Source organism: Curtobacterium sp. ME12, assembly GCF_903970855.1.
GTDB classification, from domain to species: Bacteria; Actinomycetota; Actinomycetes; order Actinomycetales; family Microbacteriaceae; genus Curtobacterium; species Curtobacterium poinsettiae_A.
This window is the reverse complement of the sequence record NZ_CAJCKD010000021.1, coordinates 1-26,655: the sequence shown is the minus strand read 5'-3', so window position 1 is coordinate 26,655 and position 26,655 is coordinate 1. Positions and strand designations below refer to the sequence as shown.

The window sequence follows — 26,655 nt, the reverse complement described above, 5'->3', positions numbered from 1 at the left end:
GGCCGGGTGCAGCGCCACGACGAGGACCACCCCCGCCCGGACGTCACGAGCGTCGAGATCATCGGCGGCCCCGAGCCGGTCACCGTGACCCTGCACCCCGCCGACAGCGGGTGGGCTGCGGTCTTCGCGGACCACCGGCGACGCATCCTGGAGGCCCTCCCCGGCTCCGGCACGGACGCTCCGGTCGTCGAGCACATCGGTTCCACGGCCGTCCCCGGCCTGGCCGCGAAACCGATCGTCGACATCGTGGTCGCCGTCGCGGACGTCACCGCCGAGGCCACCTACCTCGACCAGCTCCTGGCCGCCGGGTACGAGCTGCGCGTCCGGGAGCCGGGCCACCGCCTGGTCCGGACGCCGGCTCGTGACGTCCACGTGCACGTCTACGAGCGGGGCGCGACGGCGGTCGACGAGTACCTGCTCCTCCGTGACCACCTGCGCGCCGACGCCCGTGATCGGGCGCTGTACGAACGGACGAAGCGGGAGCTGCTCGACCGGAGCTGGGACGACATGAACGCCTACGCCGACGCGAAGACGGCCGTGATCACCGCGATCAAGGAGCGGGCGCGACGGAGCCGCGCGTCCTGAGACGCGCGGCTCCGTCGGCCGAGTCTCAGCTCGTCGGGACGACGTCCCAGTGCTCGCGGATCAGGTTGCCGTCGACCCGGAACAGGTCGGCCGCGCCGAACGGTGCGTCGGCCTTCGCGCCGACCGGCTTCGAGAACGTCCACACCAGGTCGCCGTCGGCCAGCGAGATGACGGACTCCTGCTTCGGCAGGCTCTGTGCGGCACCGCCGGCGAAGAACTGCTCGAGCGCGGCCGTGCCGTTCGCGGCGACCGAGTTGTGCTGCAGGTACGCCGGGTCGAACTCCTCGTCGAGGACGGACACGTCGTGGTCGCGGAACAGTCGGTCGTACGCGGTCACGGCGAGCACCCGGTTGTGCTCCTCCTGCCGATCGGTCAGGTGACGGTCACGCTTCGCGGCCGGGTACAGGTCGCTGAACATGCTGTTCGTGTTGCCGCTGGCCGGGGTCCCCGTCGGTACTGTCTGGCGGAGTGCCCACCACTCGCTGATGCGCCCGTTGCGCATGCGGAACAGGTCGACGGCGGCGTCACCGGTGCGTTCGTCCGTCGGCTTCGCGGTGATCTGCCAGTGCACGGCCACCAGGTCAGCGTCACCGGCGACGTGCTTGACCACGGCGTGGGCGCCGGGCACCCGCGAACGGTCGGCGGTGAACTCGGCGAGCAACGCGGACGGACCGGAGGCGCTCGTCGCACCGTGGGCGACGGCCCCGGTCGCGACGGCGGTCCGAGCAGCCGCACGAGCCTGCGCGGACCCGGGGGACCGGAACGCGCACCGGAACAGGTGCCGGACCGTGGCCTCGTTGCGCTGCTCGGCTCGACGGTCGCGCCGTGAGACCGCCACGCCGCCCGATGTCGTCCGCGCGGCACGGGTCACCGTGTGGTGCGCGGATGTCGCGGTGGTGTCGGAGGCGGAGTTGGAGGAGGAGGTGTGGAGGGGAGCCGCCACGGCCGGACCGGCCACGAGCGACACGGCGATGGCGACCGGAGCTGCCACCGCACACGCCTTGGCGATGAGATGTGATGTCGTCTGCACGCCAGAACGTTGGAACCGGCTCCTGGGAGCCCACGCGCGCCCTGGAGCCGCCGCGTGTCCGACCGTGACCGGCTTCTCAGCCGCGGCGCGCGCCTCCAGGGTGACCTGTGCACGCGCTGCCAGGGCGACCCGCTCCCGCTGGTGATCGACGAACCGGACCTGTGGGACGGCTCACGCGGGCTGTCAGCGGATCCCTACGCTCCGGGCTCGTCGATGGCCAGACGGAGCTCGGCGAGCACGGGCAGCGCGGCGCGCAGCGCGTCGACCCCGCCAGGGCCCAGGCGTTCGAGCGCGCCGACCAGGACGTGCTCGGCCGAGGCGTCGTAGACCCGGAGCCGCTCGGACGCGAGCTCGGTCAGGGCGATCTCGGTGCTGCGGCCGTCGCCGGTGGCGAGCCGCCTGTCCACCAGCCCGGCGCGTTCCATCGCGGTGACGAGGTTGCTGACCGTGGAGCGGGCGAGGCCGAGGGACCGGCCGAGCGCCGTCGGCGTGAGCCAGCCCGACTCGTCGAGTCGTCGCAGGACCTCGATCTGGGCGTCGGGCAGTTCCGGCAGCGCACCGTCACGACGTGATGCGTTCAGCAGGGTGCGGCGGAACGGGCCCACCTGGTCGCTGAGCCGCCGGGCGATGTCCCGGAGTCCTGCGGTGTCGTGCTCGCTGCCCATGCGCTCAGCCTAGGTCCTCGAAGAAGGTTTGCAACAAAACTGTGTTTGGCGCAGGATGGGTGCATGACGATCACCACCTCAGTCGCACATCCCGTCCCGCCGCAGGACCTCTCCGGCATCGTCGGACACCGGTTCATCTACACGTACGCCAACGGGTGGCAGTACGAGATGTACGTCAAGAACGCCACGACCATCGACTACCGCATCCACTCCGGCATGGTCGGTGGACGGTGGGTCAAGGACCAGCAGGTCGACCTCGTGGTGCTCACCGACGGCGTCTACAAGGTGTCGTGGAACGAGCCGACCGGCACGAGCGTCGTCGTGACGGTGGTGCCGGGGGAGCGGGTGCTGCACGGCACGATCTTCTTCCCGCACTGGGTCGAGGAGGACGGCAGCAAGACCGTGCTGTTCCAGAACGACCACCTGGACCGGATGCGCGAGTACCGGGACGCAGGCCCCACCTACCCGATCTACGTCGTCCCCGAGTTCGCCCACATCACCCTGTTCGAGTTCGTCGGCGAGGACGACGAGACGGTCGTCGACACCGCACCCGCCGACCTGCCCGCCGGGTTCGCCGACCGGAGCAACTGAGCGTGACCGCGGAACGCCCGCTGGAGCGTGCCCTGACGAGCATCCGGCTCGAGCACCGGGGTGGTGCGGTCAGAGGGTGGGAGGACCGCCCGGCCTCGACGCCCCCGGCGGTGGCGGTCGACGGATCCGTGCTGTTCGTGCACGGGTTCGGTGACTCGTCGATCGGTCCACGGCGGCTCTTCGTGCAGGCCGCGACCGCCCTGACCGACACGGGCGTCGTGGTCCGCTCCTACGACCGCCTCGGACACGGCACGAGTGACGGACGCTTCGCGGACATCTCGATCCGCGACGAGGTCGAGCAGGTCGTCTCGATGATCCGGGCGTTCGCGGCGGACCGGGCGGCACCGATCGACGTCGTCGCCCACAGCCTGGGTGCCGTCGAGTCCGCGATGGCGGCCGCACGGGTCCCCGACCTCGTCCGGAGTCTGACCCTGTGGTCGCCGGCCGGCGTCGTCGTCGACGACATCGCCGTGCACGACAGCATCCAGGGCCAGCCGCTCGCACCCGTCCGTGACCGCGGCTGGTTCGACTTCGGCGGCATGTCGCTCGGGCGCGGGTTCATCGACGAGGTCCGGGACGGGCTCGACGTCTACACCGAGGCGCGCGAGTACGCCGGGCCGGTGGACGTGCTGCACGGCACGGCCGACGAGATCGTCCCGCTCGAGTACGGCCGCCGCTACGGCGAACTGCTCAGCGGCGCGACGTTCACCGCGGTCGACGGTGCCGACCACGCCTGGTCGTCGGTCCCGTGGCGCGAGCAGCTCGTCGGCCGCCTGCTCGAACGCGTCAGGGCGTGATCCGGCCGACGAGGTCCTGCACCCGCGCGCGCACGTCGTCGCGGATCGACCGGACGGCGTCGAGGTCGAGCCCCGCGGGGTCGGCGAGCTCCCAGTCCTCGTAGCGCTTGCCCGGGAACACCGGACAGGCGTCCCCGCACCCCATGGTGATGACGACGTCGGCAGCACGGACGGCGCCGGTGCTGAGCAGGGCCGGCTGCTCGCTCCGGATGTCGATGCCCTCCTCGAGCATCGCCGCGACGGCCACGGGGTTGAGCTGGTCGGCCGGTTCGGAGCCGGCGCTCCGGACGTCGACGCTGCCACCGGCCAGGTGCTGCAGGAAGCCGGCGGCCATCTGGGAACGACCGGCGTTGTGGACGCAGACGAACAGGACGGTGGGCATGCGGGGCTCCGATCAGAGGACGACGGCGCCGAGCAGGCCGGCCCCGATGACGACGGCCCACGGGGGAGCGGACCAGCGGGTGAGGGCGATGAAGGCGGCCACGGCGAGCGCCAGTGCGGATGCCGAGCGGATCCCCTCGGTGATCACCGGGTCCCAGAGGGCCGCGGCGAGGAGCCCGACGACCCCCGCGTTCACGCCGGCCAGCACGCGCCGGGCCCACGGCAGGGCGCGGAGCGCGTGCCAGAACGGCAGCGCGCCGATGACCAGGAGCGCCGCCGGCAGGAAGATCGCGACGAGAGCCACCGCCGCGCCGACGAGCCCGCTCGGACTGCCGTCGGCGACGGCGCCGAGGTAGGCGGCGAAGGTGAACAGCGGCCCGGGCACGGCCTGTGCGGCGCCGTAGCCCGCCAGGAAGTCCGCGTGGTCCACCAGGTGCGTGGCCACGGTCTGTGACTCGAGCAGCGGCAGCACGACGTGGCCGCCGCCGAAGACGAGCGAGCCCGCCTGCGCGAAGACCCCGAACAGGCGCACCGCCCCGGTGCCGCTCGCGGCGACGGGTGCCGCGACGAGCAGGGCGGCGAACGCGATCAGCGCCGACACGGCGACCCAGCGGGGGAGGCGCACGGCGACCCCGGCGTCGGCGACGTCCTGGGGTGGGGCGACGACGCCACGGAGCCACAGCGCCCCGACCACGCCGCACGCCGCCATGACCGCGACCTGCGGCCCCGGGCCGGGGACGAGCAGCACCACGATCGCGGCAGCGGCCGCGATGGTCGCCCGACGGCGGTCCGGCGTGAGCGAGCGCGCCATGCCGAGCACCGCCTGCGCCACCACCGCGGCGGCGGCGGCCTGCAGCCCGAGCAGCCACCCGGCTCCGGCCAGGTCGGGCGTTCCGGACACGAGCAGGGCGAACGCGACGAGCAGCACCGCGGACGGCAGGGTGAAGCCGCACCACGCGGCGAGGAGTCCGAGCAGTCCGGCGCGCTGGAGCCCGAGTGCCATCCCGACCTGGCTCGACGCCGGTCCGGGCAGGAACTGGCACAGTGCGACGAGATCGGCGTAGGCGTCGTCCCCCAGCCAGCGGCGACGCACCACGAAGGCCTCGCGGAAGTACCCGAGGTGCGCGACCGGCCCGCCGAACGAGGTCAGCCCGAGCCGCAGGAACACCAGGAACACCGATGCCGCGGACGACCGCGGTGGCTCGGGGCTCGTCGTCACCCGCTCATCTTGACGACGGCAGATGGTTCAGTCAACATTGAACCGATGAACACCAGGCAGCAGGACCTCGAGCGGCGCGCGGCGCAGCACGCGGCCCTCGGCGACGTCGCCCGACTGGCGATCGTCGACCTGCTCGCCGCGTCTGACGCCAGCCCGACCGAGGTGCGGGCCGCCCTCGGGATCTCCGGGCCGCTCCTGGCGCACCACCTGCGCGTGCTCGAGCAGGCCGGTCTGGTCACGCGACGCCGCTCCGACGGCGATGGGCGCCGGAGCTACCTGCACCTCGAGCCGAGCGGTGTCCCGCACGGTTCAGCAGCGGTGCCGGGCCCGGTGTCCCGTGTGCTGTTCGTCTGCACCGGCAACTCCGCGCGCTCCCCACTGGCCGCGGGCGTCTGGGCGCAGGTCAGCGAGATCGGTTCGCTGTCCGGCGGGACGCGTCCCGCGGTCGCCATCGCTCCCGGGGCGGTCGCGGTCGGGGAACGCCACGGCCTGGACCTCGGCGACCACGTGCCGCGGGCCTACCGCGACCTCGTCGCCGAGGGCGACCTGGTCGTCACGGTCTGCGACCGCGCGCACGAGTCGATCGACAACGGTGACAGCCTGCACTGGTCGCTGCCGAACCCCTCGCGCGTCGGCACACCGGACGCGTACGAGGCCACCTATGCGGACCTCCGGTCCCGCGCCACCGCGCTCGCTGCGCGCCTCGCCGCCTGACACGGCCCCACGAACGGAACGTCCCGATGAGATCCCCCCTCCTCATCGGGACGTTCTCCTTGCTCGACCGTCTGCGAACTGGAGGCGCGGCGCGGGCCCGCACCGTGCCTCCCGTCCGTCCCCTGGTGCGCCCAGAGCGGCGCGCGCGATCCTGGGAACGCCGGATGTGAGGGGCGTTTAGCTTCTCAGCCAACGGGGCAGGCAGGGGCTCCGAGGGCGAAGGCGGCCGCATGACCTGGGTCAGGGACACCATCATCGAGCACCCCGAGATCGCTGTGTTCCTGGCGCTCGGGGTCGGGTTCTTCGTGGGGCGCTTCAGCTACCGCGGCATCGGTCTCGGGGCCGTGACGGGCACCCTGCTCGCCGGTGTCGTCATCGGCGCGGTGCTCGGGGACGACCTGCAGGTCGACCCGATCGTCAAGCAGATCTTCTTCCTGATCTTCCTGTTCTCGCTCGGCTACAAGCTCGGCCCGCAGTTCGTCGCGGGGCTGAAGGGCTCCGGGCTGCCGCAGGCGGTCTTCGCCGTCGTGCTGGCCGTGGTGGGGTTCGGCACGACGATCGTCATCAGCAGCATCCTCGGCTACAACCCGGGTCTGGCCGCCGGTCTGGCGGGCGGCGGGCTGACGCAGTCGTCGATCATCGGCGTCGCGCAGGACTCCATCGCCGGACTCCCGGTGAGCGACGCGACGGCGAAGGCGTGGAGCGACCTGGTGCCGGTGGCGTACGCGGTGACCTACATCTTCGGCACCGTCGGTGCGGCGCTCTACATCTCGCTGGTCGCCCCGCGGATCCTCGGCATCCGTGACCTGCCCGCCGCCGCGCACGACCTGGAGCAGCGCCTCGGCGTGCACGACGACAACCCAGACGTGACGTCGGCGTACCAACAAGTCGTCCGTCGGGCGTACCGGCTGACGTCGGCCTTCAGCCCGCAGACCGTCGGCGAGTTCGAGCAGGCCTCCGACGCCCGCATCGGTTCCCGGGTCTTCATCGCCCGGGTGCGACACGAGGACGCCATCGTGGAGCCGCACCTGGACCAGACGCTCACCCCCGGCGACGTCGTGGTCGTCGCCGGTTACCACGCGGCGATCATCGAGGACGACCTGGCCGCGTTCGCGGTCGAGATCGACGACCCGGCGCTGCTCGACGTGCCGATCGAGGAACTGTCCGTCGTCGTGACCAACAAGGCGGTCGTCGGCCGGACCGTCGAGGAGCTCCGGCAGACCCAGCGAGCACGGCAGATCTTCCTGAAGGGCATCAGCCGGGGTGGGCACGCGATCCCGTTCGGCCCCGACACGGCGCTGCACGCCGGTGACGAGCTCCGGGTCCAGGGGCCGTTGCCGTTGCTGGAGCAGGGGATCCGGTACGTCGGCTTCCCGGAACGGACCGACCCGAAGACCGACATGGTCACGGTCGCCCTGGGCATCACGGTCGGTGCCGTCATCGGGGTGCCGTCGATCACGGTGGGGGCCGTGCCGCTCTCGCTCACCACCAGCGTCGGTGCGCTCATCGTCGGGCTGATCCTGGGCTGGCGACGCTCGAAGAGCCCCACGTTCGGACACGTCCCGCCCGGCGCGCAGTGGTTCTTCGAGACCGTCGGACTCACGCTCTTCGTGGCCGTCGTCGGCATCAACGCCGGGCCGGGGTTCATCGACGGGCTCGCGCAGTACGGCGTCCAGCTACTCGTCGCCGGGGTGGTCGTCACCCTGGTGCCCCTGGTCGTCATGACCTTCGTCGGCCGGTTCTTCTTCCGGAAGACCGACCCCGTCCTGATCCTCGGCATGCTCACGGGTGCCCAGACCACCACCGCGGCGGTCGGGTCCCTGCAGGAGACGGCGAAGAGCAGCGTGCCACTGCTCGGCTTCACCGTCCCCTACGCCATCGGCAACATCGTCCTCAGCATCGGCGGCGCCGTCGTCGTCGCGATCACCGCACACTGACCCCGCACAAGGAGCACCACATGCCCGTCGCCAGCGTCTCCCGCGAGCAGATCGCGCGCCTGCAGCACCTGTCCCCGTTCGAACTCAAGGCCGAGCTCCAGCGCATCGCCGGCGAGCACGAGTCGCGCACCGCGTTCCAGATGCTCAACGCCGGCCGCGGCAACCCGAACTTCATCGCACCCACCCCACGCGAGGCGTTCTTCGCACTCGGGCAGTTCGCACTCACGGTCTCGCGTGAGAACCGGGAGTGGGACCCCGAGCTCGTCGGCGTGCCGCAGAAGGACGGCATCGCCGATCGCTTCGGTTCGTGGCTGACCGAGCACGACGGCGAACCCGGGGTCGACCTGCTGCGCCGGGTGCTCCGGCACGGGGTGGACGACCTCGGCTTCGCACCCGACTCCTTCGTCTGGGAACTCGCGGACTCCGTGATCGGCGACCACTACCCGGAGCCGGACCGGATGCTGCACCACGCCGAGCAGATCGTGCACGAGTACCTCGTCCAGGAGATGTGCGCCGGGGAACCGCCGGCGCAGCCGTACGACCTGTTCGCCGTCGAGGGCGGCACCGCGGCGATGTGCTACGTGTTCGACTCGCTGCTCGAGAACCGGCTGATGCACCGCGGCGACCGGATCGCCCTGATGACGCCCATCTTCACCCCGTACCTCGAGATCCCCGCGCTGGCCGACTACGACCTCGAGCAGGTGCACCTGCACGCCAGCACCGTGGACCAGGACGGCGTGCACACCTGGCAGTACCCGCCGGAGGAGATCGACCGGCTGCGCGACCCCTCCATCAAGGCCCTGTTCGTCGTCAACCCGACGAACCCGCCCTCGGTCCGCATCGCCCAGGAGACGCTCGACGCGATCGCCGACGTCGTGGCCACCGACAACCCCGAGCTGACGATCATCACCGACGACGTCTACGGCACCTTCATCGACGGCTTCCGCTCCCTGATGGCCGAGGTCCCGCGGAACACGATCGGCGTCTACTCGTTCTCGAAGTACTTCGGCGCGACCGGCTGGCGGCTCGGTGTCGTGGCCGTCAACCGGGACAACGTGTTCGACGAGCGGCTCGCCGCACTGCCCGAAGCGGACCAGTCCGCCCTCGACGCCCGGTACGGCACCCTCTCCCTGCACCCGCGCGACATCCGATTCGTCGACCGGCTCGTCGCAGACAGCCGCTCGGTGGCACTGAACCACACCGCCGGACTGTCGCTCCCGCAGCAGTGCCAGATGCTGCTCTTCGCGGCGTACGCCGTGCTCGACGACACCGACCACTACAAGCACCAGGCGCAGGGGCTCATCCGGCACCGACTGGAGCTGCTGCTCGAGGGGATGCAGGTCTCCCTGCCCGAGGACGTCAACCGGGTCGGCTACTACGTCGAGCTCGACGTGCTGGCCTACGCCGAACGACTGCGGGGGCCGGGCATCGGTGCCTTCCTCCGCGAGCACTACGAACCGACCGACATCCTGTTCCGGCTCGCCGACCAGACCGGCATCATCCTGCTGAACGGGGGCGGGTTCGACGGCCCCGAGTGGTCCGTCCGGGTGTCGCTGGCGAACCTGCGGGACGAGGACTACACGCAGATCGGCCGGAGCCTGCGGGCGATCGGCAAGCAGTACTTCGACGAGTGGCGCGACGAGCAGGGCGCGGACGCCGACGCCGAGCAGGCGGCCCGGCCGTGACGGCGCGGTTCCGCAGCCGGGCGGCACTGCTCGGCGTCGCCGCACTGCTCGTGCCGGCAGTCCTGGTCACGCCGGCGGCCCTGATCACGACGGAGTCCGCAGCGGCGGCCGACGTCCCGCCCGTCAACCCCGTCACCGTGCCGGTGGACGGGCACCCGGCGAACCAGGGGTTCCTGGTCTTCGTCGAGGGCGACGTCGAGCTCGCAGCCGACGAGGCCGAGGGCACGCTCGCCGCCGGCGGCGACCTGGCCTTCGAGACCAGCTACAACATCGGTGCGGGCAACCCACCCGCGAACGCCCTGACGCTGCCGGGGGAGAGCCGTCCCACGTTCCTGTACGTCGACGGCGGCATCCGGTTCCCGTCGGCGCAGTCGGCCGTGCTCCGCGTGCTGAACGGCGGGTACGCCCACGTCGGCGACACGGCGACCTACGACGCCTTCGACACGGACCAGAACGGCGCGGCGATCGACTACCGGCTCGCTCCGGAGGGCACCACCGCCGAGACGTTCCCGCGTATCGAGGGGACGACCAGGCAGTCGGCGAGCTCCGTCCCGACGATGGCCGACCCGTCGGTGCTGGACTTCGCGCGTCCTTCGCCCGCTACCGGTCCCTGTCCGCCGACCTCGGGACGTGCCCGGTGACGACCGTGCTCCACGACGCCGCAGGTGCACCCCTGGCGACGCCGATCGCGCCCGTGACGGCCGCGTACGCCGACGTCCAGCCAGGCGTCACGAACGTGCTGACGGTGGCCGCCGAGGACCTCGACGCCCTCGACCTGCTGACCTTCGACGGTCTCCCCGGCCCCGGATCGCCGCTCGTCGTGAACGTCACGGGGACGACGTTCGACGGTTCCGTCCCGAACCTCGCAAACCTGACGAACGCCCACGCGCCGTTCGTGCTCTGGAACTTCCCGGACGCGACCACCGTGCACGTCACCGGCGCCGACGTCCTCGAGGGCACCATCTACGCGCCCCGGGCCGACCTGCGGTGGGACGTGACACAGAACGTCGAGGGCAACGTCGTCGCGGCGTCGTTCACACACGGGGTCGCGACCGCCGCCGGTCCGGTGCCACGTGAGATCCACGGGTTCCCCTTCTCGACGACGGTGTCGTGCCTGTCGACCGACGCCGTCGAGGGAGACCTCACCCTGGTCAAGCAGGTCGTCGGTGGCGACGCGGATCCGGGCGATTGGACCCTGACCGCGACCGGACCGACCACGGTCTCCGGAACGTCGGGCAGCGACGCGGTGACGGGGCGGCCGGTGCCGCCGGGGGACTACACGCTGACCGAGTCGGGCGGCCCCGACGGCTACGAGGCGGGGGACTGGACCTGCACCGGGGCGCCGGTGACGGACGGGGTGGTCACGGTCGCGGACGGAGACGACGTGGTCTGCACCATCGTGAACACGGTGGTGCCGGACGACGGCGGCGGCAACGGCGGTGGCGACGGCGGTGGCGCGGGCACGGGCGACCCCGGTGACGGCGGACCCGGTGGTGGTGGCGGGTCCGGCGGCACGACCCCTGACCCGGGCGGGACCGGCACGGGCAACCAGGGCGGGGACGGCGCGCCCGGTACCGGCGATGGTGTCGACACGACATCGCACGCCGGCGTGGAGCCCGGAGGCGGCACGGGGAGCCTGGCCGCCACCGGAGCCGATCCGCTGCCCCTCGCGCTGCTCGCGCTCGGGCTGCTCGGTGCCGGGGGCGCGACCGCACTCGGGCGTCACCGCGTCCGGGCCGGCGCTCAGCAGGAACGCGATCCCGCGACGAGCCGGAGGACCTGATCCGTGTGCCGTTCCGCCGTCGCGCGCCGCGCGTGTTCGATGGCGGCGTCGGTGTGCGGTCGCAGCAGGGTCCGGTCCGACGCCAGCTCGATGATCGTGGTGGCGAGCCCGAACGCGGTCTCGTCGTCGGTCAGGACGGCGGCGGAGCCGAACTCGCTCGCCAGGCGGATGTCGGAGACGATGACCGGGCGGTGGTCCCGGATCGCCTCGAGTGCGGTCATCGGCTGGCCGTCGTGCTCGAGCGAGCAGACCACCGCCGCGTGCCCGCACAGCAGCAGGTCGTGGACACCCTCCGGCGACAGGCGGCCGTGGACGCGGACCGACACCGGCGTGCGGGTCGGAGGGACGGTCCCGCCGGCGACGTCGACGCGCACGGCGTGGGCCCCGAGTCGGATCTCCACCAGCCGGATCGCGTTGAGGAGGACGTCGAGGCGCTTGTCCGGGGTGAACCGCGACGCCCAGACGAGCCGGAGCGGTCCGAGTTCCGGCGCCGGCGGCGGTTCGACCCGCCGGCGGCCGACGGCGTTGGACACGACGTGGACCGGGCCGACGCCGGCCGCACGCAGGACACGGGCCTGCCGCGTCGTCGGGGTGACGACGACGTCGGCCACCCCGCAGACGGCCACGGCCATGTTCCGGCGCGCATCGTCCATGGGGTGCCCCGTGAAGCGGTGCCGTGCGGGTCGGGTCCCGGTCACCACACGGTGCGCGTGCCGTGCGAGGGGCGCCATCGCCGCCGCGGTCCGCCCCCTGACCGGCGCCGAACCGTGCACGGTGTGGATCGTCGGCAGCTCGAGGGAGCGTGCCGTCATGAGCGCCGCCACGGCGAGACCGAAGTCCGAGTGGGTGACGACCAGGTCGATCCGTTCCTCGAGCATCAGCGTGCCGAGGCTCCGGCGGACACGGACCGAGTTGCGGACCACTGGCAGATCGCTCTCCGGCGCGCTGATCGACGGTTCGACCTCGAACAGGCGGATGCCGTGCTTCCGCAGGTCCGCCGTCCCGCTCGACCGCGGAGTCGCCACCCAGACGACGTGACCGCACTCCGCGAAGGCCTTCGCCTGCTCGACCAGCGCAGCACGTTCACCCCGCATCGCCGTCAGGGGGAAGTCGCTCACGAGCAGGACGCTCGCCTTCGCCGCCGCCACGTCAGCAGCCGGTCTCGAGCAGGGTGGTCCGGCGGGGGCTGTGCATGCGTCGGCGGTCTCTCACGGTTCGGGAGCGGCAGGGGGCACTGGGAACCGTAGGCGCTCAGCAGACGATCGTCTAGCGATCCACGACGCGGATGAGTGGGTCTTCACGAATCCCCGGGCGGACACCCGGTCCTCGATGCGGGGGCGGACAGACAGTCCCTGTCCGGTTCCTGCAGATCCTGTACACGTCTGAGCCGTGGTCGTCGTACAGTCTCCGGAAGCTACCCCGCCGGACCCCACCGGCGGGTGCCCGACCCCCTGTTCCCGGGCTGGCCTCGTCAAGACCACCGCGTCGACCCGACGGCGTCGTAGCGCGAGGACGTCTGCTCCTGACCCGAACTCGTGGCAGACGTCCTCGCACCTTCCCGCTATCGTCGAAGAACGGCCGGTCCCGATCTCGGGGCGAGCAGCGGCCAGGGGACCACGGGGGGGGAAACCATGCAGTACCAGCGCGCCATCACCGCACTCACGACGCTCACCGCGACGATCGCCCTGGCGGTGACGCTCAGCGGGTGCACCGTGTCGGCATCGTCGTCGGTGTCACGGACGGTCACACCGGACGCCTTCGAACGCGTCGTCGTCGACGCGTTGGCGGACGTGTCGGACGCGACGCCCGAGGTCGACTGCGGTCCGGACGACATCGCGATCGAGGACGGCGCCGAAGTGCACTGCGACGTGAACACCGCGGGCTACGACGTGGTCTACGACTCGGTGTCGACGATCAGCACCGACGGCGGCGAGGACTACCACGTCGACGTGCGGGTGGCCGACCAGCCCAAGGGCTGATCGGCCACGGCGCGGTGTCCGATGACTAGCGGTCCGACGCCTCGACGACGCAGCTCTCGACCTGCTCGGCGGCCTTCGAGTCGTCGGCGAACGGCGTCGGCGCGTCCGAGGTGGTGGTCGTCTCATCGGCGACGGCCTGCTTGGCGACGTCGTTCACGGCGTACAGCGGGCCGTCGAAGTCATCGGCCGTGGGGTCGGCGGTCGTCGCCCAGATGGTGACCTCGTCGTCGTTCGAGTCGTTGCTGTCCGCGGGGACGATCGCGGCACCGAGGTACCATCCGCCGTCACCCTTCTGGATGTTCGCGAACTCGGTGGTGTCGTGCGACCCGACCGCCTCGTCGATCATGTCGACGGCCGCGCTGGCGGCCACGTCGCACTGGGCCGACTGGGACTTCTCCTCGGACCCGGGAACCTTGCCGACGGGGTTGATGTTCTGCGCTCCGCCAGGGTCGCAGGCGGTGAGCAGGAGGGCTACGGTGGCGGCGCCGAACAGCGCCGTGACGGTCTTCGCTCGCGTGGACATGGCCTTGAACGTAGGCGGGGCGCGGTGGACGGCGATTCAGCCAGGAGCGCCGCGACGACGGACGGGAGGCCCGGCGCACGTCGTGCCCCGGGCCTCCCGTCCGTCACCTGGTCACGTCGTCGGATCGCCGTCCCGTTGCCGGCCGCCGTCCCGTCACAGGATCGGGGTGCCGCCGGTGACGGCGACCCGCGCGCCGGAGACGTAGCTGCCGTCGTCACTGGCGAGCAGCACGTAGACGGGTGCGAGCTCGGCCGGCTGACCGGGACGGCCGAGCGGCGACTGCTTGCCGAACTGCTCGACCTGCTCCGGCGGCATCGTCGACGGGATCAGCGGCGTCCAGATCGGACCGGGGGCGACGCTGTTCACGCGGATCCCGCGTTCGCCGAGCAGCTGCGCGAGCGCGGCCGACAGGTTCGCGACACCGGCCTTGGTGACGTCGTAGGGCGCCAGGTTCGGTTTCGGGTCGTCGGAGTTCACCGAGCTGGAGCCGATGATCGACGAGCCCGGGCCGAGGTGCGGCAGGGCGGCCTTGACGAGGTGGAAGTAGGCGCTGAGATTCGTCGCGAGGGTGTGGTCCCACTCCTCGTCGCTGATCTCCTCGATCGTCTCGTGGGTCATCTGGTACGCGGCGTTGTTGACGAGGACGTCGAGCCCGCCGAGCTCCGAGACCGCCTGGTCGATGACGGATCGGCAGTACGCGGGGTCGCTCACGTCGCCCGGGAACAGCACGGCCTTCCGACCGGCCTGTTCGATCCAGCGCTTCGTGTCCTGCGCGTCGTCCTCTTCTTCCGGCAGGTAGCTGATCAGGACGTCAGCACCCTCGCGCGCGAACGCGATCGCCACGGCCTTGCCGATGCCACTGTCCCCGCCGGTGATGACGGCGCGCTTGCCGGTGAGCTTGCCGGAGCCGCGGTACGACTCCTCGCCGTGGTCTGCCTTCGGGGTGAGCTCTTGTTCGCTCCCCGGGGGCTGCTGCTGCTCGGTCATGTCTCTCCCTGCGGTCGGTTTCCCTGGACGTCCTCGATGGTCTGCGACCCCCACTGAGCACCGGTCCAGGCTCCGGGCGTACCCCGTCCGGGAAGCGAAGATGTGTGCGGCGCGCGACGGCGGCCTACCGTTGCACCGGATCAGGACCCGCCACCGCGACGGATGCTCCTCTTCACCAGGGAGCAAGTGTGAAGTACGTGAACTACGCGGGCACGGTCCGTGTCCTGACGAGCGACTCGATCGCCGACGCTGTGATCCGGTACGCGGCCGCGCTGCACCAGAGCCGGTTGAGCGACGTCGTGTCGATCCCGACGGCCGACACGTTCGGGGTGGCGAGCACCGTCGAGGTCCTGCTCGCACCGGCGCTCCCGGTCGCACTCGAACCGGCGCCGGACGACGACCTCGAACCCGAAGGCGGAGCGTTCCTGCTGGAGCTTGCACGGCGCACCGAGGCGGTCCTCGCAGTGGACACGAGTGCGGAACCGCCGCATCTGGGGTGCTGACGGCGCCACCGCAGCGCTTCAGGCTCCCGGAGGGTCGAGGTCCGGCCGTCGGTCGGCATGGATGACGTCGTCGTGCTCGAACGTCAGGGCGGCGGCGCGCAGCCGTGCCACGAACACCGCGTCCTCGCGCTCGAGCTCGTCCTCGTCGGCGTCCTCGACCACGAGTTGGCTCGACGGGCCGATGAGCACCTTGGTGGTCGTCATCGTGCCGTCGGAGGCGACGGCGGGGATCGCCACGGTGTCCGCGCGGCTCCCGCCGGCCAGCGCTGCGGCGTACTCGATCACGGCGTCGGCCACGTCGTCGCTCGTCAGGATCGTCGAGCGGTCGTACTGGATGTACTTCATGTCCGGGCCTCCATCAGCACAGCCAACAGGTCGTCGGCTGGCCGTCGCACAGGAACACGGCGCGCCGCTCGTTGCGCCGACGACGACTTGTCGTCAGGATCGTCACGTGCCCGAGACGATGCACCGCATGCTGCGGGAGATCCAGACCGCCGAGCCGTCGGTCGCGGCCGAGGCGATGGCTCGGACGCACATCACCCACGGGCTGTCGGTCGAGCCGACGGACGCCGAGTTCGTGTTCGAGGAGCGGGTGCGCGGTACCGACCTGCTGTCGCTCGAGTCGACCCGCTGCACCGGGGTCCTGAGCGGCGCGATCGAGCCGGGCGACGCGATGACCATCTTCTGGATGAAGTCCGGGGTCGCCCAGCTCGACGAGAACACCGTGAAGATCGGTCGCCCGACGCTCTTCCGTCAGGGGCCCCAGCGCTTCCGCTGGATCGCGTGCAACAAGGACGTCCTGCGGATCGACCGCTCGATCGTCGAAGAGGTCGCAGCCGAGCGCGGCGACTGGGCACCTGGTCCCATCGAGTTCCGTCCGCGGCACGTCCCCGAGGGCGCCCCGCTCGCTGCCTGGTGGCTCATGGTGCGGTCCGTCGCGCAAGAGGTGCTGGCCGGACCGGACGCCGTCCCGGTCGAACGCGAGCGGGAGCTCGCCCGCTTCGCCGCCGGCGGTCTGCTCACCGCGATCCCGCACTGGCCCGTCGGGCAGCACGAGCCGGCGATGGCCTCCACCGCCCGCTTCGCCCGTGCCGAGACCTTCCTGCTCGAGCACGCCACCGAGCCGATCACCGTCGACGACGTCGCCGAGGCCGCCGGCCTGAGCGTGCGCGGCGTGCAGGCGGCGTTCCAGCGGCACCACGGCATCACCCCGACCATGTACCTGCGCCGCATCCGGCTGCTGCTCGCCCGCGAACAGCTCGAGTCGGACGATGGCCGGAGCGTCGCCGAGATCGCCCGGGCGAGCGGGTTCGCCCACCTCGGGCGGTTCGCGGGGAGCTACCGCGAGGAGTTCGGCGAGCTGCCCAGGCAGACGTTGTCCGCCGCACGCGACGGCGGGCGGGCGTAGGCACGTCGCGCGCCCCCGCAAGAATCCCGCAACCGCCCTCCCGTCCGGCCGATCGCCGACGTTCGTCGCCCTACGGTTGCGCTGCACGGACACGCAGCCACGACGATCGGAGACCCCATGGCCGGCTCAGCAGCACCACCCGTCCCGACCGCGGCCGTCCCGCCGACGACCGATCCGTCGACGTTCGGCCGTCGGCTCGTCGAGGACGCCTCCCACGCCCGTGAGCACTTCGTCTTCACCGCACTGCTCGGATCTCCGCTGCTGCCCCGGATCGTCCGGCGGCTGCTGCTCCGTGCCGCCGGTGCACGCGCCGAGTCCGGTGTGGGCACCGGGTTCTCGCTGACGGGCGACCCGAAGCACCTCACCATCGGCCGGGGTGTCTTCTGCAACCGGAACGTCACCGTCGAGGCCGTCGCCCCCGTGACCATCGGAGCGAACACCGCGATCGGGATGCAGGTGCTCATCATGACGAGCCACCACGAGATCGACGCCGAGGGCCGGTGGAGCGACGTCGCGACCGGCCGCCCGGTGGTCGTCGAGCAGCACGTCTGGATCGGCGGCCGCGCCACGATCCTGCCCGGCGCCCACATCGAGCACGACGTCGTGGTCGCCGCCGGCGCCGTGGTCGTCGGCCGCTTGGCGGCGCACGGCGTGTACGCCGGCGTCCCCGCCAAGCGCATCCGCGAGCTCGCCCCGTCCGCGCGACCGCCGGTGGTGGACCCCGCCGCGTGACGGCCTGGAGGCGCGTGGCGGCGCCGCCACGCGCCTCCCGTCCGGCGCGGCCCAGCACCCGTGCGCCTGCCCCGTCCGCGGGGACGCGCACCCTGCCAGCATGATCACGACGCGGGCGACGGCGCCCGCGCAGGACGAGGCAGACCGTCATGTCCGTTCGGCATGCTGACCGATCGCCACGGGGTGTCGTGGGTCGTGAGATCAGCGGCGCGACGAGCTGAGCGGCACCGGACCCACGTGCGCCGGCACCGGCCACCGCGGCACCCAGCACCGGACCTGCTCGGCGTAGCGACGGAAGTCGTCGCCGAACCGTTCTTCCAGGTCGGACTCCTCGAGCGGGCGGACGATGCAGTTCCAGACCACCGAACCGGCGACCGCGTAGACGACGACCAGCCACGACGACAGCAGCAGGCCGACGGCGACGCCCTGGGTGATGCCGGCCAGTGCCATCGGGTTCCGCACCGACCGGTACGGCCCGGCGACCACCAGACGGTTCGCGGTGGCCGAGGGCAGCGGCGTGCCCTCGCCCTTCGTCGACATCGCCGCCGCCGACGCGATGCCGAGCGCGCTCGCCAGCAGGAGCACGACCACACCGACGACGGTGAGGGTGGTGACGAAGGGTGTCGGCAGCTGCGGGTGCAGGCCCCAGCGGTGCTCGGCGAACGCGATGACCAGGGGGAACACCCCGAGGAACAGGCCCCAGAAGACGACGATCTGCAGCACGGTCGCGATGACGTGCCGGGAACGCGGGGCACTGGCGTCAGCCGTTCGGATCCGCAGCGGACCGGTCGTCACCCACTCCGACGGGATCCGTCCGAGCAGCACCAGGGCGAGGGCGAGGGCCGAGCCGATCGTGGCGGCCAGCATGACGAGCACGCCCCAGCCGGCCTCGCCGGTCACGGTGGCCCAGACGCTCAGGGCGACGAGCACCAGGGCGGTCCACACCGTCGTGACCACCGCGGCGGCCCGGACACCCGAGGCGGCGAGCGCCGACGCGACGACGAACAGCGGGACGTCGAACGCGGCGACGAGCACCGGGTCGAGCGAGCCGAGCGTCGTGGTGCGGATCCACGGCAGCGTCGCGACGGCGGTCCACCAGGTCGCTCCGCCGACGGCTTGCAGCGCGAAGTACCGCCGGCCCCAGGACATGGGTGCACGGTAGCAGTGCGCGGCGCCGGGGCCGTGCGTGCCGTCGCTCCGGGTGGGTCAGCCGGTGTGGTTGATCTGGCCGAGCCAGCGACCGAAGGACGGGGTGCGCTCGTCGTGCAGGCTGGGCAGGACGGGCTTCGGCAGGCAGGCGCGCTCGTCGGCGCCGGTGCTCTCGTGGAGGTCGAGGCTCATGATGGGTTCCTTCGTGGTCGGTGGTGAGTTCGACACCGGGTGGGGCCGTTCCATTCCCACCCGGTCCCGCGACGGGGTCTCCGCGGTGTGGTGCGGGACGTCCCGCACGCGGTGGCACGATCAGGGGGTGACCATGCCGCCGTTCACGTTGAGGGTCTCGCCCGCGACGTAGCTGGACTCCTGCGAGGCGAGGAACACGTAGGCCGGCGCGAGCTCGGCCGGCTGCGCCGCGCGGCCCATCGGCGACTCGCTGCTGCCGAACTCCGGCAGGGTCGACGGATCGACACCGCCGCTCGGCTGCAGGACGGTCCAGGTGGGCCCCGGTGCGACGACGTTCACGCGGACACCACGCTCGACGAGCAGCTGCGCCAGTCCCTTGGACAGGTTGTTGACCGCGCCCTTCGAAGCCGCGTAGTCGAGCCGGTCCGGTGCCGGCTGGTACGCCTCCATCGATGCGGTCGTGGTGATGGTCGAACCCGGTGCCAGGTGCGGCAGCGCGGCCTTCACGAGCCGGAACAACCCGAAGACGTTGACGTCGAAGGTCGCTTCGAACTGTTCGTCGGTGATGTCGAGCACGTCGGGCTGCCAGCGCTGCTTGCCGGCCACACTGACGAGCGCGTCGATGCCGCCGAGGCCGGCGACCGCCTGGTCGACGAGTTCGCGGGCGTACGCGCGGTCCCGCAGGTCCCCGGGGATCGCGACGGCCGTGCGGCCCGCCGCCCGGATCTGCTCGATCACGTGGTCCGCGTCGGACTGCTCCTCGGGCAGGTAGGCGAGCGCGACGTCCGCGCCCTCGCGAGCGAACGCGATGGCGACGGCGCCGCCGATGCCGGAGTCGGCCCCGGTGATCAGGGCCTTCCGACCGGCGAGCCGCCCCGTCCCGCGGTAGCTCGACTCACCCAGGTCGGGTACCGGGTCCATCCGTGACTGGAGGCCCGGCTCGTCCTGGGTCTGCGGCTGCGGCTCGACGTCGGGGTACCGGGTGCGGGGGTCGCCGTGTTCGTACTGGTCGGTGGGCATGGGGTCCTCCTGTGCGGATGCGGATGCGGATGCGGGTGCGGTCGTGGTCGGGGTGGTCGCGCAGCGTGCTGCGGGACCCGCGGACCGCCCCGCGGACCGCCCGCGGACGGGCCGCTGGACCGCCTGATCAGGAAACGCTCCCGGGCTGGACGACCGGGGGACGACATCCGTCCAGCGCATTGCGCTCCTGTCCAGGGCCGCCGCGTTTGCTCGTCCACATGAGCGAGCACGACGACGAGCAGACCCGGGCCGACTTCGACCACGCGGTGAACATGACCGCCACCGAACTGCGGAAGTGGCTCGACACCGACGAGTCGAAGTCCGTCGGGCAGAAGCCCTCGGGCGGCGGCGAGTCCACCGGGCACGAGAGCGGGCGGCACATCATCCGCATCCTCGAGAAGCACAAGGCAGACCGCACCCACGACGACCTGGCACACATGCGGAAGGTCGTCGGCTACGTCGCCCGGCACTCGGAACAGCGGCCCGCCGGCGACGTGCACGACACCCCGTGGCGGTACTCGCTCATGAACTGGGGGCACGACCCGGAGAAGCACTGACGGCATCGGGCAGAATGGACGGCGTGAACGAGACGGGCATGCCGCGCTTCCGACGGATCTGGTCGACCGTGCAGGTCGGTGTCCTCGCGATCGCCGTTGTGTTCTGCGTCGTGATGCTCGTGATCGGGCAGGGCAAGCTCGACCGGGTCTACGCGGTCGCCGCGGTGTTCTTCGGACTCGCCCTGGTCGGGCACAGCACCTACCTGTGGCTCGTCGCCCGGGCGAACCGCCGCCCCTGACCCGGCGGCAACGGTCCGGGAGCGCCCGGCTACGCGTTCTGGTGGACCCGGAGCCAGTCGACGGTCATCTGCTGCGGGAACCCTGTCGAGGCATCCGGCGACCCCGGCCAGTTCCCGCCGACCGCGACGTTGAGGATCACGAAGAACGGCTTGTCGAACACCCACGGGGCCGTGCCGACGTCGGCCCGGGTGACCGTCCGGTACGCGACGCCGTCGACCGTCCAGGTGATCGAGCCGGGGCGCCAGTCGACCCCGTACACGTGGAAGTCGTCGGCGAACGCCGCTCCGGTCGGGTGCTGGTACGCCGCCGAGATGCCCTGGGCACCGGAGTACCCCGGCCCGTGGACCGTGCCGTGCACGATCCCCGGCTCGTAGCCGACGTTCTCCATGACGTCGATCTCCCCGCAAGCGGGCCACCCGACCTGCCCGATGTCCGCGCCGAGCATCCAGAACGCCGGCCAGATGCCCTGGCCGCGGGGGATCCTGATCCGTGCCTCGATCCGGCCGTACTGTGCCGTGTAGGTGCTCTCGGACTTCAGCCGGGCCGACGAGTACGAGCCGTCGGCCTCACGGCGTGCGGTGATCACGAGGTTGCCAGCACCGTCGAGCGCCGCGTTCCGCCGCGAGTCCGTGTACGTCTGCAGCTCGGCGTTGCCCCAGCCGCCCGCACCCAGGTCGTACCGCCAGATCCCCGGGTTCGGCGCGCTGCCGGCCGGGCCGTCGAACTCGTCGGCGGCGAGCAGCACCGGCCCCATCGCGGCAGTCGCAGCCTCGGCGGCCGTGGCGTCGCCGATCGTCGTCGTGCCGAGGGCGGTGGCGGCGGCCCCCGCGAGACCGAGCGCCATGAAGCGCCGTCGATCGATGTGCTGGTCCAAGTCGTGCTCCCTGCAGCGCGATGGTGGTGTGGTCGTCGGATCATGCCGCATCCGTGCGTGTCCCACCAGGGTCCGACCGCCGTTCGTCCGCCTGGCGCACGGGCAGTGCGGGAGTTGCCGCGCTCGTCAGCCGAAGCGCATCGCCAGCGGCACGAGGAGTCCCGCGACCCAGACGAGCACCATCACGAGTGCCCCGACCGCGATGAACCGACGGCGCCGTCGCAGCTTCGGGCTCCGCTCCTCGCCCCACATCTGCGCACGCACCAGCACCCGGTTCGCCTGCTCGACGACCTTCCGGACCTCGGGATCGTCGAGCTCGAGGGCGCCGGAGCGGGCGTGCTCGGCGATGACCGCGGCTTCGTCGACGGTCAGGTCGTCCTTGCGCATGCTCCATCTTCGCACCGCGGGCAGGGGTACGGCGCGGCTGTGCGGGATCGGACCGACGGCGCGTACCAAGGACACATGGGACATCGGTACCGCGGGAAGATCGTCGTCATCACCGGAGCATCGAGCGGCATCGGGAGGGCCGCCGCACACGAGTTCGCCCGGCAGGGCGCGACGCTCGTGCTCGCCGCACGCGGGCACGACTCGCTCGAGGCCGCAGCCGCCGAGTGCCGGAAGCTCGGCGCCGAGGCGATCGCGATCCCGACGGACGTCGCCGACGAGCACCAGGTCAAGGACCTCATCGGCACCGTGACGACCCGTTTCGGCCGCATCGACGTCTTCGTCGGCAACGCGGCGCTGTTCGTCTACGGCCTGTTCGAGCAGACCCCGACCGAGGCGTTCAAGCGCGTCGTCGACACGAACCTGTACGGGCACCTCAACGCCATCACGCACCTGCTGCCGCACTGGAAGCAGCGCGGCAAGGGCACCTACGTGCTCGTCGGCTCGATCCAGTCACTGCTGTCGGCGCCGTACCAGTCGGCGTACGTGACGAGCAAGCACGCTGCGCTCGGCCTGGTCGACGTGCTCGGTGACGAGTTCGCGGGCACCGGCATCCGGTTCACCGCACTGCTGCCGTCCACCATCGACACCCCGATCTACCAGAACGGTGCCAACTACACCGGCAAGACCTCGCACCCGCTGCCGCCCACCGTCTCGGTCGAGCGAGCCGGCCGCGCCGTCGTACACGCCGCCTCGCACCCCAAGCGCTACCGGTTCGTCGGCCGCATCCAGGCCTCGCTCGTGCCGCTGCAGTACGTGTTCCCGGGCCTGTTCCACAAGATCACGAAGCCGATGGTGGAGACGTTCGCGCTCCGTGGCAAGGGCACCCCGACCGACGGCAACCTCTACGCCCCCGCCGACGCCGCGAACGCGACGAACGGCGGCTGGGTCGCGAAGCGACGGCGCGTCACGCGCCCCCTCGTCTGGCTCGGCGTCGCGGCTGCGGGCGCGGCGGTCGTGCTCGGTCGCTCGCGTCGGTAGACGGGATCCGGGCGTACCTTCCCGAACCGGGCGTACCTTCTCGAACCGGGCGTACCTTCTCGAACCGGGCGTACCTGCCGTGTTGTTCATGGCAGGTACGCCCGATCCCGCCAGGTATCGCAGCCGTTCTGGGAAGGAACGGGCGGCTAGAAGAGCTTCGCGCTCGCGCGCCGGGCACCCTCACCGAGGGATTCGAGCTTCGCCGCGGCGATCAGCGGGTGCACACGGCCGCCGAGGCCGCAGTCGGTGCCGGCGATGACGCGCTCACGCCCGACCACCGAGGCGAACCGCTCGATGCGCTGCGCGACGAGGTCGGGGTGCTCGACGACGTTCGTGGCGTGGCCGACGACGCCGGGGACGATGACCTTGCCCTCGGGCAGGGTGACGTCCTGCCAGACGGTCCACTCGTGCTCGTGGCGGGCGTTGGCGGCTTCGAACGAGTACGCGCCTGCGTCGATCTCGAGCATCAGGTCGACGATGTGGCGGAGCTCGATGTCGGTGGTGTGCGGGCCGTGCCAGGAACCCCAGCACAGGTGGAAGCGCACGCGGCTGGTGTCCAGGCCCCGCAGCGCGTGGTTGAGCGCCTCGACACGGATGCGGGTGAAGGCGCGGTAGTCCTCGATGCTCGGCTCGGGGTTGATCTGGTCCCAGTTCTCGGCGATCGAGGGGTCGTCGATCTGCAGCACGAGGCCTGCGTCGAGGATCGTCGTGTACTCCTCGCGCAGGGCATCCGCCCACGCCCAGATGTGCTCTTCCTCGGTCGCGTAGTACTCGTTCGCGATGCGGGCGGCGGAACCGGGGGAGAGCGCCGTGATGAAGCCGTTGTCGGCGCCGGCGGCGTCGACCGCGTGCTTGAGGTTCGCGGCGTCGGTGGCCGCGGCCTCGTGGCCGGTGTAGGTGATCGGGCCGGTCGTGGTCGGGAACGCGGTGGCGTTCTTGCCGGTGCCGATGCCCGACTCGGGGTCGGTGTAGGCGTCGTGGAAGATCGTCCAGTCGCGGCGGTCCGGGAAGCTCGTGAGCCGGATGTTCCCCGGGGTGGAGCGGACCGGCTGCTGCGAGAAGATGTTCTCGTCGGTCAGGCTCAGGCCGCTGACGCGCTGGAACGAGTAGCCCCACCAGGCGCCGTAGTCGACGCTGTTCGACATCGCCTTGCCGAACTCGCCGTCGCCGGGCTGCGTGATGCCGAGCGCGGTCTGCCGTGCGACGACGTCGTCGACGGCTGCGCTCGTCAGGGCGCGGACCTCGTCGGTGGTCTCGAGCGTGAAGCCGTCGGCGGCGACGGGCCGAGCGGCGTTCGCAGCGATGAGCTCGGGGGTGCGCGGGAGCGATCCGGCCGTGGTGGCCTGGATGCGGTCGGTGTTCTCGAAGGGCATGCGCTGCCTTCCTCTCGATGGGTGCGGACTGTCGGGAGTCGGGGGCCGCGCGCGAGGCTTCGCGGTGCGCTGCAGTGCCACTCTGCCACGAGGGAACGGGCCCGTTACGTTCCGCGTCGCGGCACCCGGCGACCCGTCGTACGGTCGACCCATGAGCACGACGACCACGACGAGCGCCACCACCCCGGCAGCACCGACCTTCGCCGAAGCGTGGACCAGGTGGCACGACGACCACGAGCAGGCCCGCGCCAGCGAGCACGGCTTCCTCGCGATCACGAGCATCCGCTGGCTCACCGCCACGCCGGAACGGTTCGACGACGCCCCGGGCAGCTGGTCGACGGACGAGGACGGCCCGGAGGTCGCACTGGCCGACGGCGAGACGATCGAGGTCGACGGACAGGCGGTCACCGGGAGGTACCGGTTCGGCCCGCTGCCGGAGCGCTCGAGCACCGACGTGGTGTGGCACGACGGCGACGAGACCGTGGTGATCGAGGTCGCCCGGCGCGGCGGCAGTGACCTGCTGCGCCCGCGGCACCCGTCGAACCCGACCCGCGTCGGCTACCACGGCACCCCGGCGTACACCCCCGCTGGACGCTTCGTCGTGGACGCGCACTTCGAGCCGTTCGACACCCCGCGCGAGGTCACGGTCGGCAGCGTCGTCGACGGCCTGCTGCACGTGTACGAGGCCCCCGGCGTCCTGACGTTCGACCTCGACGGGCCGCGGTCGCTCCTGGCGTTCAACGGGCACGCCGGCGGCCTGCACGTGCTGTTCACCGATCGCACGAGCGGGGTCACGACGTCCGCGGCGAACCGGAGCCTCGACATCGCCGCACCGGATGCCGAGGGTGCCACCCGCATCGACTTCAACCGGGCGACGAACCTGCCGTGCGCGTACACCCCGCACGCGACCTGCCCGCTGCCGCCCGCCGAGAACCGGCTCGACGTGGCGATCGAGGCGGGCGAGCAACTCCCCGCGGCCTGACCGCCGGCGCGCACCGCCGCCGCCGACCCGTCCACGACAATGGGGGAGCCATGCAACGCACCACCTCCCGCATCCCGCTCAACACCCTCGCCGTCCCGTTCGGCCTCGCCGGCTTCGCCGAGACGTGGTCGTACGCCGCCCCCGTGCTGCACCTGCCCACCGTCGTGCCGCAGGTGTTCTGGGCCATCGCCGCCATCGCGTGGGTGTGGCTGCTCGGTGCGCACGCCGTCCGTGGCGCACGTGTCCGGGAGCGGCTGGTCGACCAGCTCCGGCACCCGTCGCAGGGGCCGATCGCCGCCCTCGTGCCCGCGACCGCGATGCTGCTCGGGGTCGACCTGGCGCGGTTCGTCCCCGTCGCGGGTCAGGTCGTCGTGCTCGCCGCCGTGGCCACCGCGGCCGGGTTCGCCGCCTGGCTGCTGAGCACCTGGTTCGAGGGCCGGCTCGCCCTGGAGTCCGTGCACGGCGGCTACCTGCTGCCGACGGTCGCCGCGGCCCTGGTCGCCTCGGTCGCCACGCACGAGGTCGGCGTCGGCTGGCTGTCCTGGCCGGCCCTCGGCGTCGGCGTGTTCTTCTGGGGCGTCATGACCGGCCTGCTGCTCATCCGGTTGGCGTTCCGACCGGCGCTGCCGGGGCCGCTCGTGCCGACGATGGCGATCCTGGTCGCGCCGCCGGCGGTCGCCACCCTGTCGGTGTTCGCGCTCACCGACGGTGCTGTGACCCTGCCGGTGCAGGCCATCGCGGGCCTCGGCGTCCTGATGGTCCTCGTGCAGCTGGCCCTGCTCCCGCGGTACGTCCGCCTCGCGTTCTCGCTCGGGTTCTGGTCGTTCGTGTTCCCGGCAGCCGCGGTCGCCACCGCCGCAGTGGAGTGGTTCCGGGCACTCGCGCTGCCGTCCGCCTGGATCCCCACCGCCGCGTTGCTCGCGCTGCTGAGCGTGCTCGTCGCGGTCGTCGGTGCCCGCTCGATCGGCCTCGCCGTGCACCACCTGCTCGGGCAGGCCGAGCGGACCCTGCACGACGCCGACGACGAGGACGCCGCCCCCGGCCCCGTGACGGGCGCGACGCGCGTGGTCTGACGAGCGGGGTGGTCGGGCCGCGCAGTCGGCGGACGGGAGGCCCGTGGCGGCTCCGCCCCGCGCCTCCCGTCAGGTCGCGGGGACGCGTCGCCAGCCGCTGGTCGCCCGCCAGGCGGGCGCATCGAAGCGGAAGACGCTGCCCATGCCGGGCTGGTCGAGGGCGCGCGTGATCGGGACGCCGCGCAGGTGGGCCAGGAGCAGCGCGCCGACCGCACCGTGCGACACGATCGTGACGTCGCCGGTGGCGCAGT

Annotated in this window: 32 protein-coding genes; 17 read left to right on the top strand and 15 right to left on the bottom strand. The window is 71.9% G+C overall.

Annotated features, from left to right (window positions below):
- The first annotated feature begins 6 nt into the window (after window positions 1-6).
- Complete coding sequence (locus tag H7A73_RS11270) at window positions 7-585, top strand: GrpB family protein (protein WP_182066033.1); 579 nt, start codon at window positions 7-9, stop codon at window positions 583-585.
- Window positions 586-610: 25 nt separating this feature from the next.
- Here the strand turns inward: H7A73_RS11270 and H7A73_RS11265 are convergent, their stop codons facing one another.
- Together H7A73_RS11265 and H7A73_RS11260 are read right to left on the bottom strand one after the other, a co-directional pair.
- Window positions 611-1,576, bottom strand: coding sequence for an ester cyclase (locus H7A73_RS11265; protein WP_182066032.1), 966 nt, complete (start codon window positions 1,574-1,576; stop codon window positions 611-613).
- A gap of 233 nt (window positions 1,577-1,809) precedes the next feature.
- On the bottom strand, window positions 1,810-2,280 hold the full coding sequence (locus H7A73_RS11260) for a MarR family winged helix-turn-helix transcriptional regulator (RefSeq protein WP_182066031.1): 471 nt from the start codon (window positions 2,278-2,280) through the stop codon (window positions 1,810-1,812).
- Window positions 2,281-2,343: 63 nt separating this feature from the next.
- Between H7A73_RS11260 and H7A73_RS11255 the strand changes: the two genes are divergently transcribed.
- Both H7A73_RS11255 and H7A73_RS11250 read left to right on the top strand, forming a co-directional pair.
- Complete coding sequence (locus H7A73_RS11255; protein WP_259362846.1) at window positions 2,344-2,871, top strand: phenolic acid decarboxylase; 528 nt, start codon at window positions 2,344-2,346, stop codon at window positions 2,869-2,871.
- 2 nt (window positions 2,872-2,873) lie between these two features.
- The gene (locus H7A73_RS11250; RefSeq protein ID WP_182066030.1) at window positions 2,874-3,668 is read left to right on the top strand and encodes an alpha/beta hydrolase; all 795 of its coding nucleotides are present in this window, start codon (window positions 2,874-2,876) and stop codon (window positions 3,666-3,668) included.
- Here H7A73_RS11250 and H7A73_RS11245 read toward each other — a convergent pair.
- Window positions 3,658-4,050, bottom strand: coding sequence for an arsenate reductase ArsC (locus H7A73_RS11245; protein WP_182066029.1), 393 nt, complete (start codon window positions 4,048-4,050; stop codon window positions 3,658-3,660). The two genes, H7A73_RS11250 and H7A73_RS11245, sit on opposite strands and share 11 nt — an antisense overlap.
- A 12-nt stretch (window positions 4,051-4,062) precedes the next feature.
- Complete coding sequence (chrA, locus tag H7A73_RS11240) at window positions 4,063-5,268, bottom strand: chromate efflux transporter (RefSeq protein WP_182066028.1); 1,206 nt, start codon at window positions 5,266-5,268, stop codon at window positions 4,063-4,065.
- A gap of 45 nt (window positions 5,269-5,313) precedes the next feature.
- On the opposite strand from chrA, the gene H7A73_RS11235 reads away from it, so the two are divergent.
- From H7A73_RS11235 to H7A73_RS17965, 5 genes are all read left to right on the top strand, one after another.
- Window positions 5,314-5,982 (top strand): MarR family transcriptional regulator, encoded by a 669-nt coding sequence (locus H7A73_RS11235; RefSeq protein WP_182066027.1) that lies wholly within the window; start codon window positions 5,314-5,316, stop codon window positions 5,980-5,982.
- A gap of 230 nt (window positions 5,983-6,212) precedes the next feature.
- Window positions 6,213-7,919 carry an aspartate:alanine exchanger family transporter gene (locus H7A73_RS11230; RefSeq protein WP_182066026.1) on the top strand — a complete coding sequence of 569 codons (1,707 nt, stop codon included), beginning with the start codon at window positions 6,213-6,215 and terminating at the stop codon, window positions 7,917-7,919.
- A 20-nt stretch (window positions 7,920-7,939) separates the two neighbouring features.
- Window positions 7,940-9,604 (top strand): aspartate 4-decarboxylase, encoded by a 1,665-nt coding sequence (gene aspD, locus H7A73_RS11225; RefSeq protein WP_182066025.1) that lies wholly within the window; start codon window positions 7,940-7,942, stop codon window positions 9,602-9,604.
- Entirely contained in the window at window positions 9,601-10,245 is a 645-nt protein-coding gene (locus H7A73_RS11220; protein ID WP_182066024.1) for a collagen-binding domain-containing protein, read from the top strand. The genes aspD and H7A73_RS11220 overlap by 4 nt, the downstream gene beginning before the upstream one ends.
- Window positions 10,215-11,387 (top strand): collagen-binding domain-containing protein, encoded by a 1,173-nt coding sequence (locus tag H7A73_RS17965; protein ID WP_259362857.1) that lies wholly within the window; start codon window positions 10,215-10,217, stop codon window positions 11,385-11,387. The genes H7A73_RS11220 and H7A73_RS17965 overlap by 31 nt, the downstream gene beginning before the upstream one ends.
- On the opposite strand, the gene H7A73_RS11210 is transcribed toward H7A73_RS17965, so the two are convergent.
- A complete protein-coding gene (locus tag H7A73_RS11210) occupies window positions 11,348-12,505 on the bottom strand; it encodes a glycosyltransferase family 4 protein (RefSeq protein WP_182066023.1) in 1,158 nt (385 codons plus the stop codon). The genes H7A73_RS17965 and H7A73_RS11210 overlap by 40 nt on opposite strands.
- A gap of 513 nt (window positions 12,506-13,018) precedes the next feature.
- Between H7A73_RS11210 and H7A73_RS11205 the strand changes: the two genes are divergently transcribed.
- Window positions 13,019-13,366: a DUF4333 domain-containing protein gene (locus H7A73_RS11205; RefSeq protein ID WP_182066022.1), complete on the top strand. Its 348-nt coding sequence runs from the start codon at window positions 13,019-13,021 to the stop codon at window positions 13,364-13,366.
- Between the two features lie 25 nt (window positions 13,367-13,391).
- Here the strand turns inward: H7A73_RS11205 and H7A73_RS11200 are convergent, their stop codons facing one another.
- Together H7A73_RS11200 and H7A73_RS11195 are read right to left on the bottom strand one after the other, a co-directional pair.
- Window positions 13,392-13,889 carry a hypothetical protein gene (locus H7A73_RS11200; protein WP_182066021.1) on the bottom strand — a complete coding sequence of 166 codons (498 nt, stop codon included), beginning with the start codon at window positions 13,887-13,889 and terminating at the stop codon, window positions 13,392-13,394.
- A gap of 153 nt (window positions 13,890-14,042) precedes the next feature.
- Window positions 14,043-14,876 (bottom strand): SDR family oxidoreductase, encoded by an 834-nt coding sequence (locus H7A73_RS11195; protein WP_182066020.1) that lies wholly within the window; start codon window positions 14,874-14,876, stop codon window positions 14,043-14,045.
- 188 nt (window positions 14,877-15,064) lie between these two features.
- On the opposite strand from H7A73_RS11195, the gene H7A73_RS11190 reads away from it, so the two are divergent.
- Window positions 15,065-15,379, top strand: a complete 315-nt coding sequence (locus H7A73_RS11190; protein WP_182066019.1) for a hypothetical protein — start codon at window positions 15,065-15,067, stop codon at window positions 15,377-15,379.
- Window positions 15,380-15,397: 18 nt separating this feature from the next.
- On the opposite strand, the gene H7A73_RS11185 is transcribed toward H7A73_RS11190, so the two are convergent.
- A complete protein-coding gene (locus H7A73_RS11185) occupies window positions 15,398-15,724 on the bottom strand; it encodes a hypothetical protein (protein ID WP_182066018.1) in 327 nt (108 codons plus the stop codon).
- A 106-nt stretch (window positions 15,725-15,830) separates the two neighbouring features.
- Between H7A73_RS11185 and H7A73_RS11180 the strand changes: the two genes are divergently transcribed.
- Complete coding sequence (locus H7A73_RS11180; protein ID WP_182066017.1) at window positions 15,831-16,787, top strand: AraC family transcriptional regulator; 957 nt, start codon at window positions 15,831-15,833, stop codon at window positions 16,785-16,787.
- Between the two features lie 117 nt (window positions 16,788-16,904).
- Window positions 16,905-17,519 (top strand): DapH/DapD/GlmU-related protein, encoded by a 615-nt coding sequence (locus H7A73_RS11175; protein ID WP_182066016.1) that lies wholly within the window; start codon window positions 16,905-16,907, stop codon window positions 17,517-17,519.
- Window positions 17,520-17,720: 201 nt separating this feature from the next.
- Here the strand turns inward: H7A73_RS11175 and H7A73_RS11170 are convergent, their stop codons facing one another.
- The 3 genes from H7A73_RS11170 to H7A73_RS11165 all read right to left on the bottom strand — a co-directional run bounded on the left by H7A73_RS11170 (window position 17,721) and on the right by H7A73_RS11165 (window position 19,880).
- Window positions 17,721-18,668, bottom strand: a complete 948-nt coding sequence (locus tag H7A73_RS11170; protein WP_182066015.1) for a methyltransferase family protein — start codon at window positions 18,666-18,668, stop codon at window positions 17,721-17,723.
- Window positions 18,669-18,725: 57 nt separating this feature from the next.
- The gene (locus tag H7A73_RS18105; RefSeq protein WP_259362844.1) at window positions 18,726-18,860 is read right to left on the bottom strand and encodes a hypothetical protein; all 135 of its coding nucleotides are present in this window, start codon (window positions 18,858-18,860) and stop codon (window positions 18,726-18,728) included.
- A gap of 120 nt (window positions 18,861-18,980) precedes the next feature.
- Window positions 18,981-19,880 carry an SDR family oxidoreductase gene (locus H7A73_RS11165; RefSeq protein WP_182066014.1) on the bottom strand — a complete coding sequence of 300 codons (900 nt, stop codon included), beginning with the start codon at window positions 19,878-19,880 and terminating at the stop codon, window positions 18,981-18,983.
- A gap of 218 nt (window positions 19,881-20,098) precedes the next feature.
- Here H7A73_RS11165 and H7A73_RS11160 point away from each other — a divergent pair, with 218 nt between their 5' ends.
- Together H7A73_RS11160 and H7A73_RS11155 are read left to right on the top strand one after the other, a co-directional pair.
- Window positions 20,099-20,437 carry a DUF3140 domain-containing protein gene (locus tag H7A73_RS11160; RefSeq protein ID WP_182066013.1) on the top strand — a complete coding sequence of 113 codons (339 nt, stop codon included), beginning with the start codon at window positions 20,099-20,101 and terminating at the stop codon, window positions 20,435-20,437.
- A 23-nt stretch (window positions 20,438-20,460) separates the two neighbouring features.
- Complete coding sequence (locus H7A73_RS11155; RefSeq protein ID WP_139179681.1) at window positions 20,461-20,676, top strand: hypothetical protein; 216 nt, start codon at window positions 20,461-20,463, stop codon at window positions 20,674-20,676.
- A 29-nt stretch (window positions 20,677-20,705) separates the two neighbouring features.
- Here H7A73_RS11155 and H7A73_RS11150 read toward each other — a convergent pair whose 3' ends face one another.
- The gene (locus tag H7A73_RS11150) at window positions 20,706-21,551 is read right to left on the bottom strand and encodes a family 16 glycosylhydrolase (RefSeq protein ID WP_220456607.1); all 846 of its coding nucleotides are present in this window, start codon (window positions 21,549-21,551) and stop codon (window positions 20,706-20,708) included.
- Between the two features lie 126 nt (window positions 21,552-21,677).
- Window positions 21,678-21,938, bottom strand: coding sequence for a hypothetical protein (locus tag H7A73_RS11145; protein ID WP_182066012.1), 261 nt, complete (start codon window positions 21,936-21,938; stop codon window positions 21,678-21,680).
- 75 nt (window positions 21,939-22,013) lie between these two features.
- Here H7A73_RS11145 and H7A73_RS11140 point away from each other — a divergent pair, with 75 nt between their 5' ends.
- Window positions 22,014-22,976 carry an SDR family NAD(P)-dependent oxidoreductase gene (locus H7A73_RS11140; RefSeq protein WP_182066011.1) on the top strand — a complete coding sequence of 321 codons (963 nt, stop codon included), beginning with the start codon at window positions 22,014-22,016 and terminating at the stop codon, window positions 22,974-22,976.
- A gap of 146 nt (window positions 22,977-23,122) precedes the next feature.
- On the opposite strand, the gene H7A73_RS11135 is transcribed toward H7A73_RS11140, so the two are convergent.
- A complete protein-coding gene (locus H7A73_RS11135) occupies window positions 23,123-24,349 on the bottom strand; it encodes a cobalamin-independent methionine synthase II family protein (protein WP_182066010.1) in 1,227 nt (408 codons plus the stop codon).
- 151 nt (window positions 24,350-24,500) lie between these two features.
- Between H7A73_RS11135 and H7A73_RS11130 the strand changes: the two genes are divergently transcribed.
- Together H7A73_RS11130 and H7A73_RS11125 are read left to right on the top strand one after the other, a co-directional pair.
- Complete coding sequence (locus tag H7A73_RS11130) at window positions 24,501-25,331, top strand: DUF1684 domain-containing protein (protein WP_182066009.1); 831 nt, start codon at window positions 24,501-24,503, stop codon at window positions 25,329-25,331.
- A gap of 50 nt (window positions 25,332-25,381) precedes the next feature.
- The gene (locus H7A73_RS11125) at window positions 25,382-26,404 is read left to right on the top strand and encodes a transporter (protein ID WP_182066008.1); all 1,023 of its coding nucleotides are present in this window, start codon (window positions 25,382-25,384) and stop codon (window positions 26,402-26,404) included.
- A gap of 69 nt (window positions 26,405-26,473) precedes the next feature.
- On the opposite strand, the gene H7A73_RS11120 is transcribed toward H7A73_RS11125, so the two are convergent.
- Window positions 26,474-26,655, bottom strand: a 182-nt coding sequence (locus H7A73_RS11120; RefSeq protein ID WP_220456606.1) for a hypothetical protein, incomplete at its 5' end; no start/stop codon positions are given.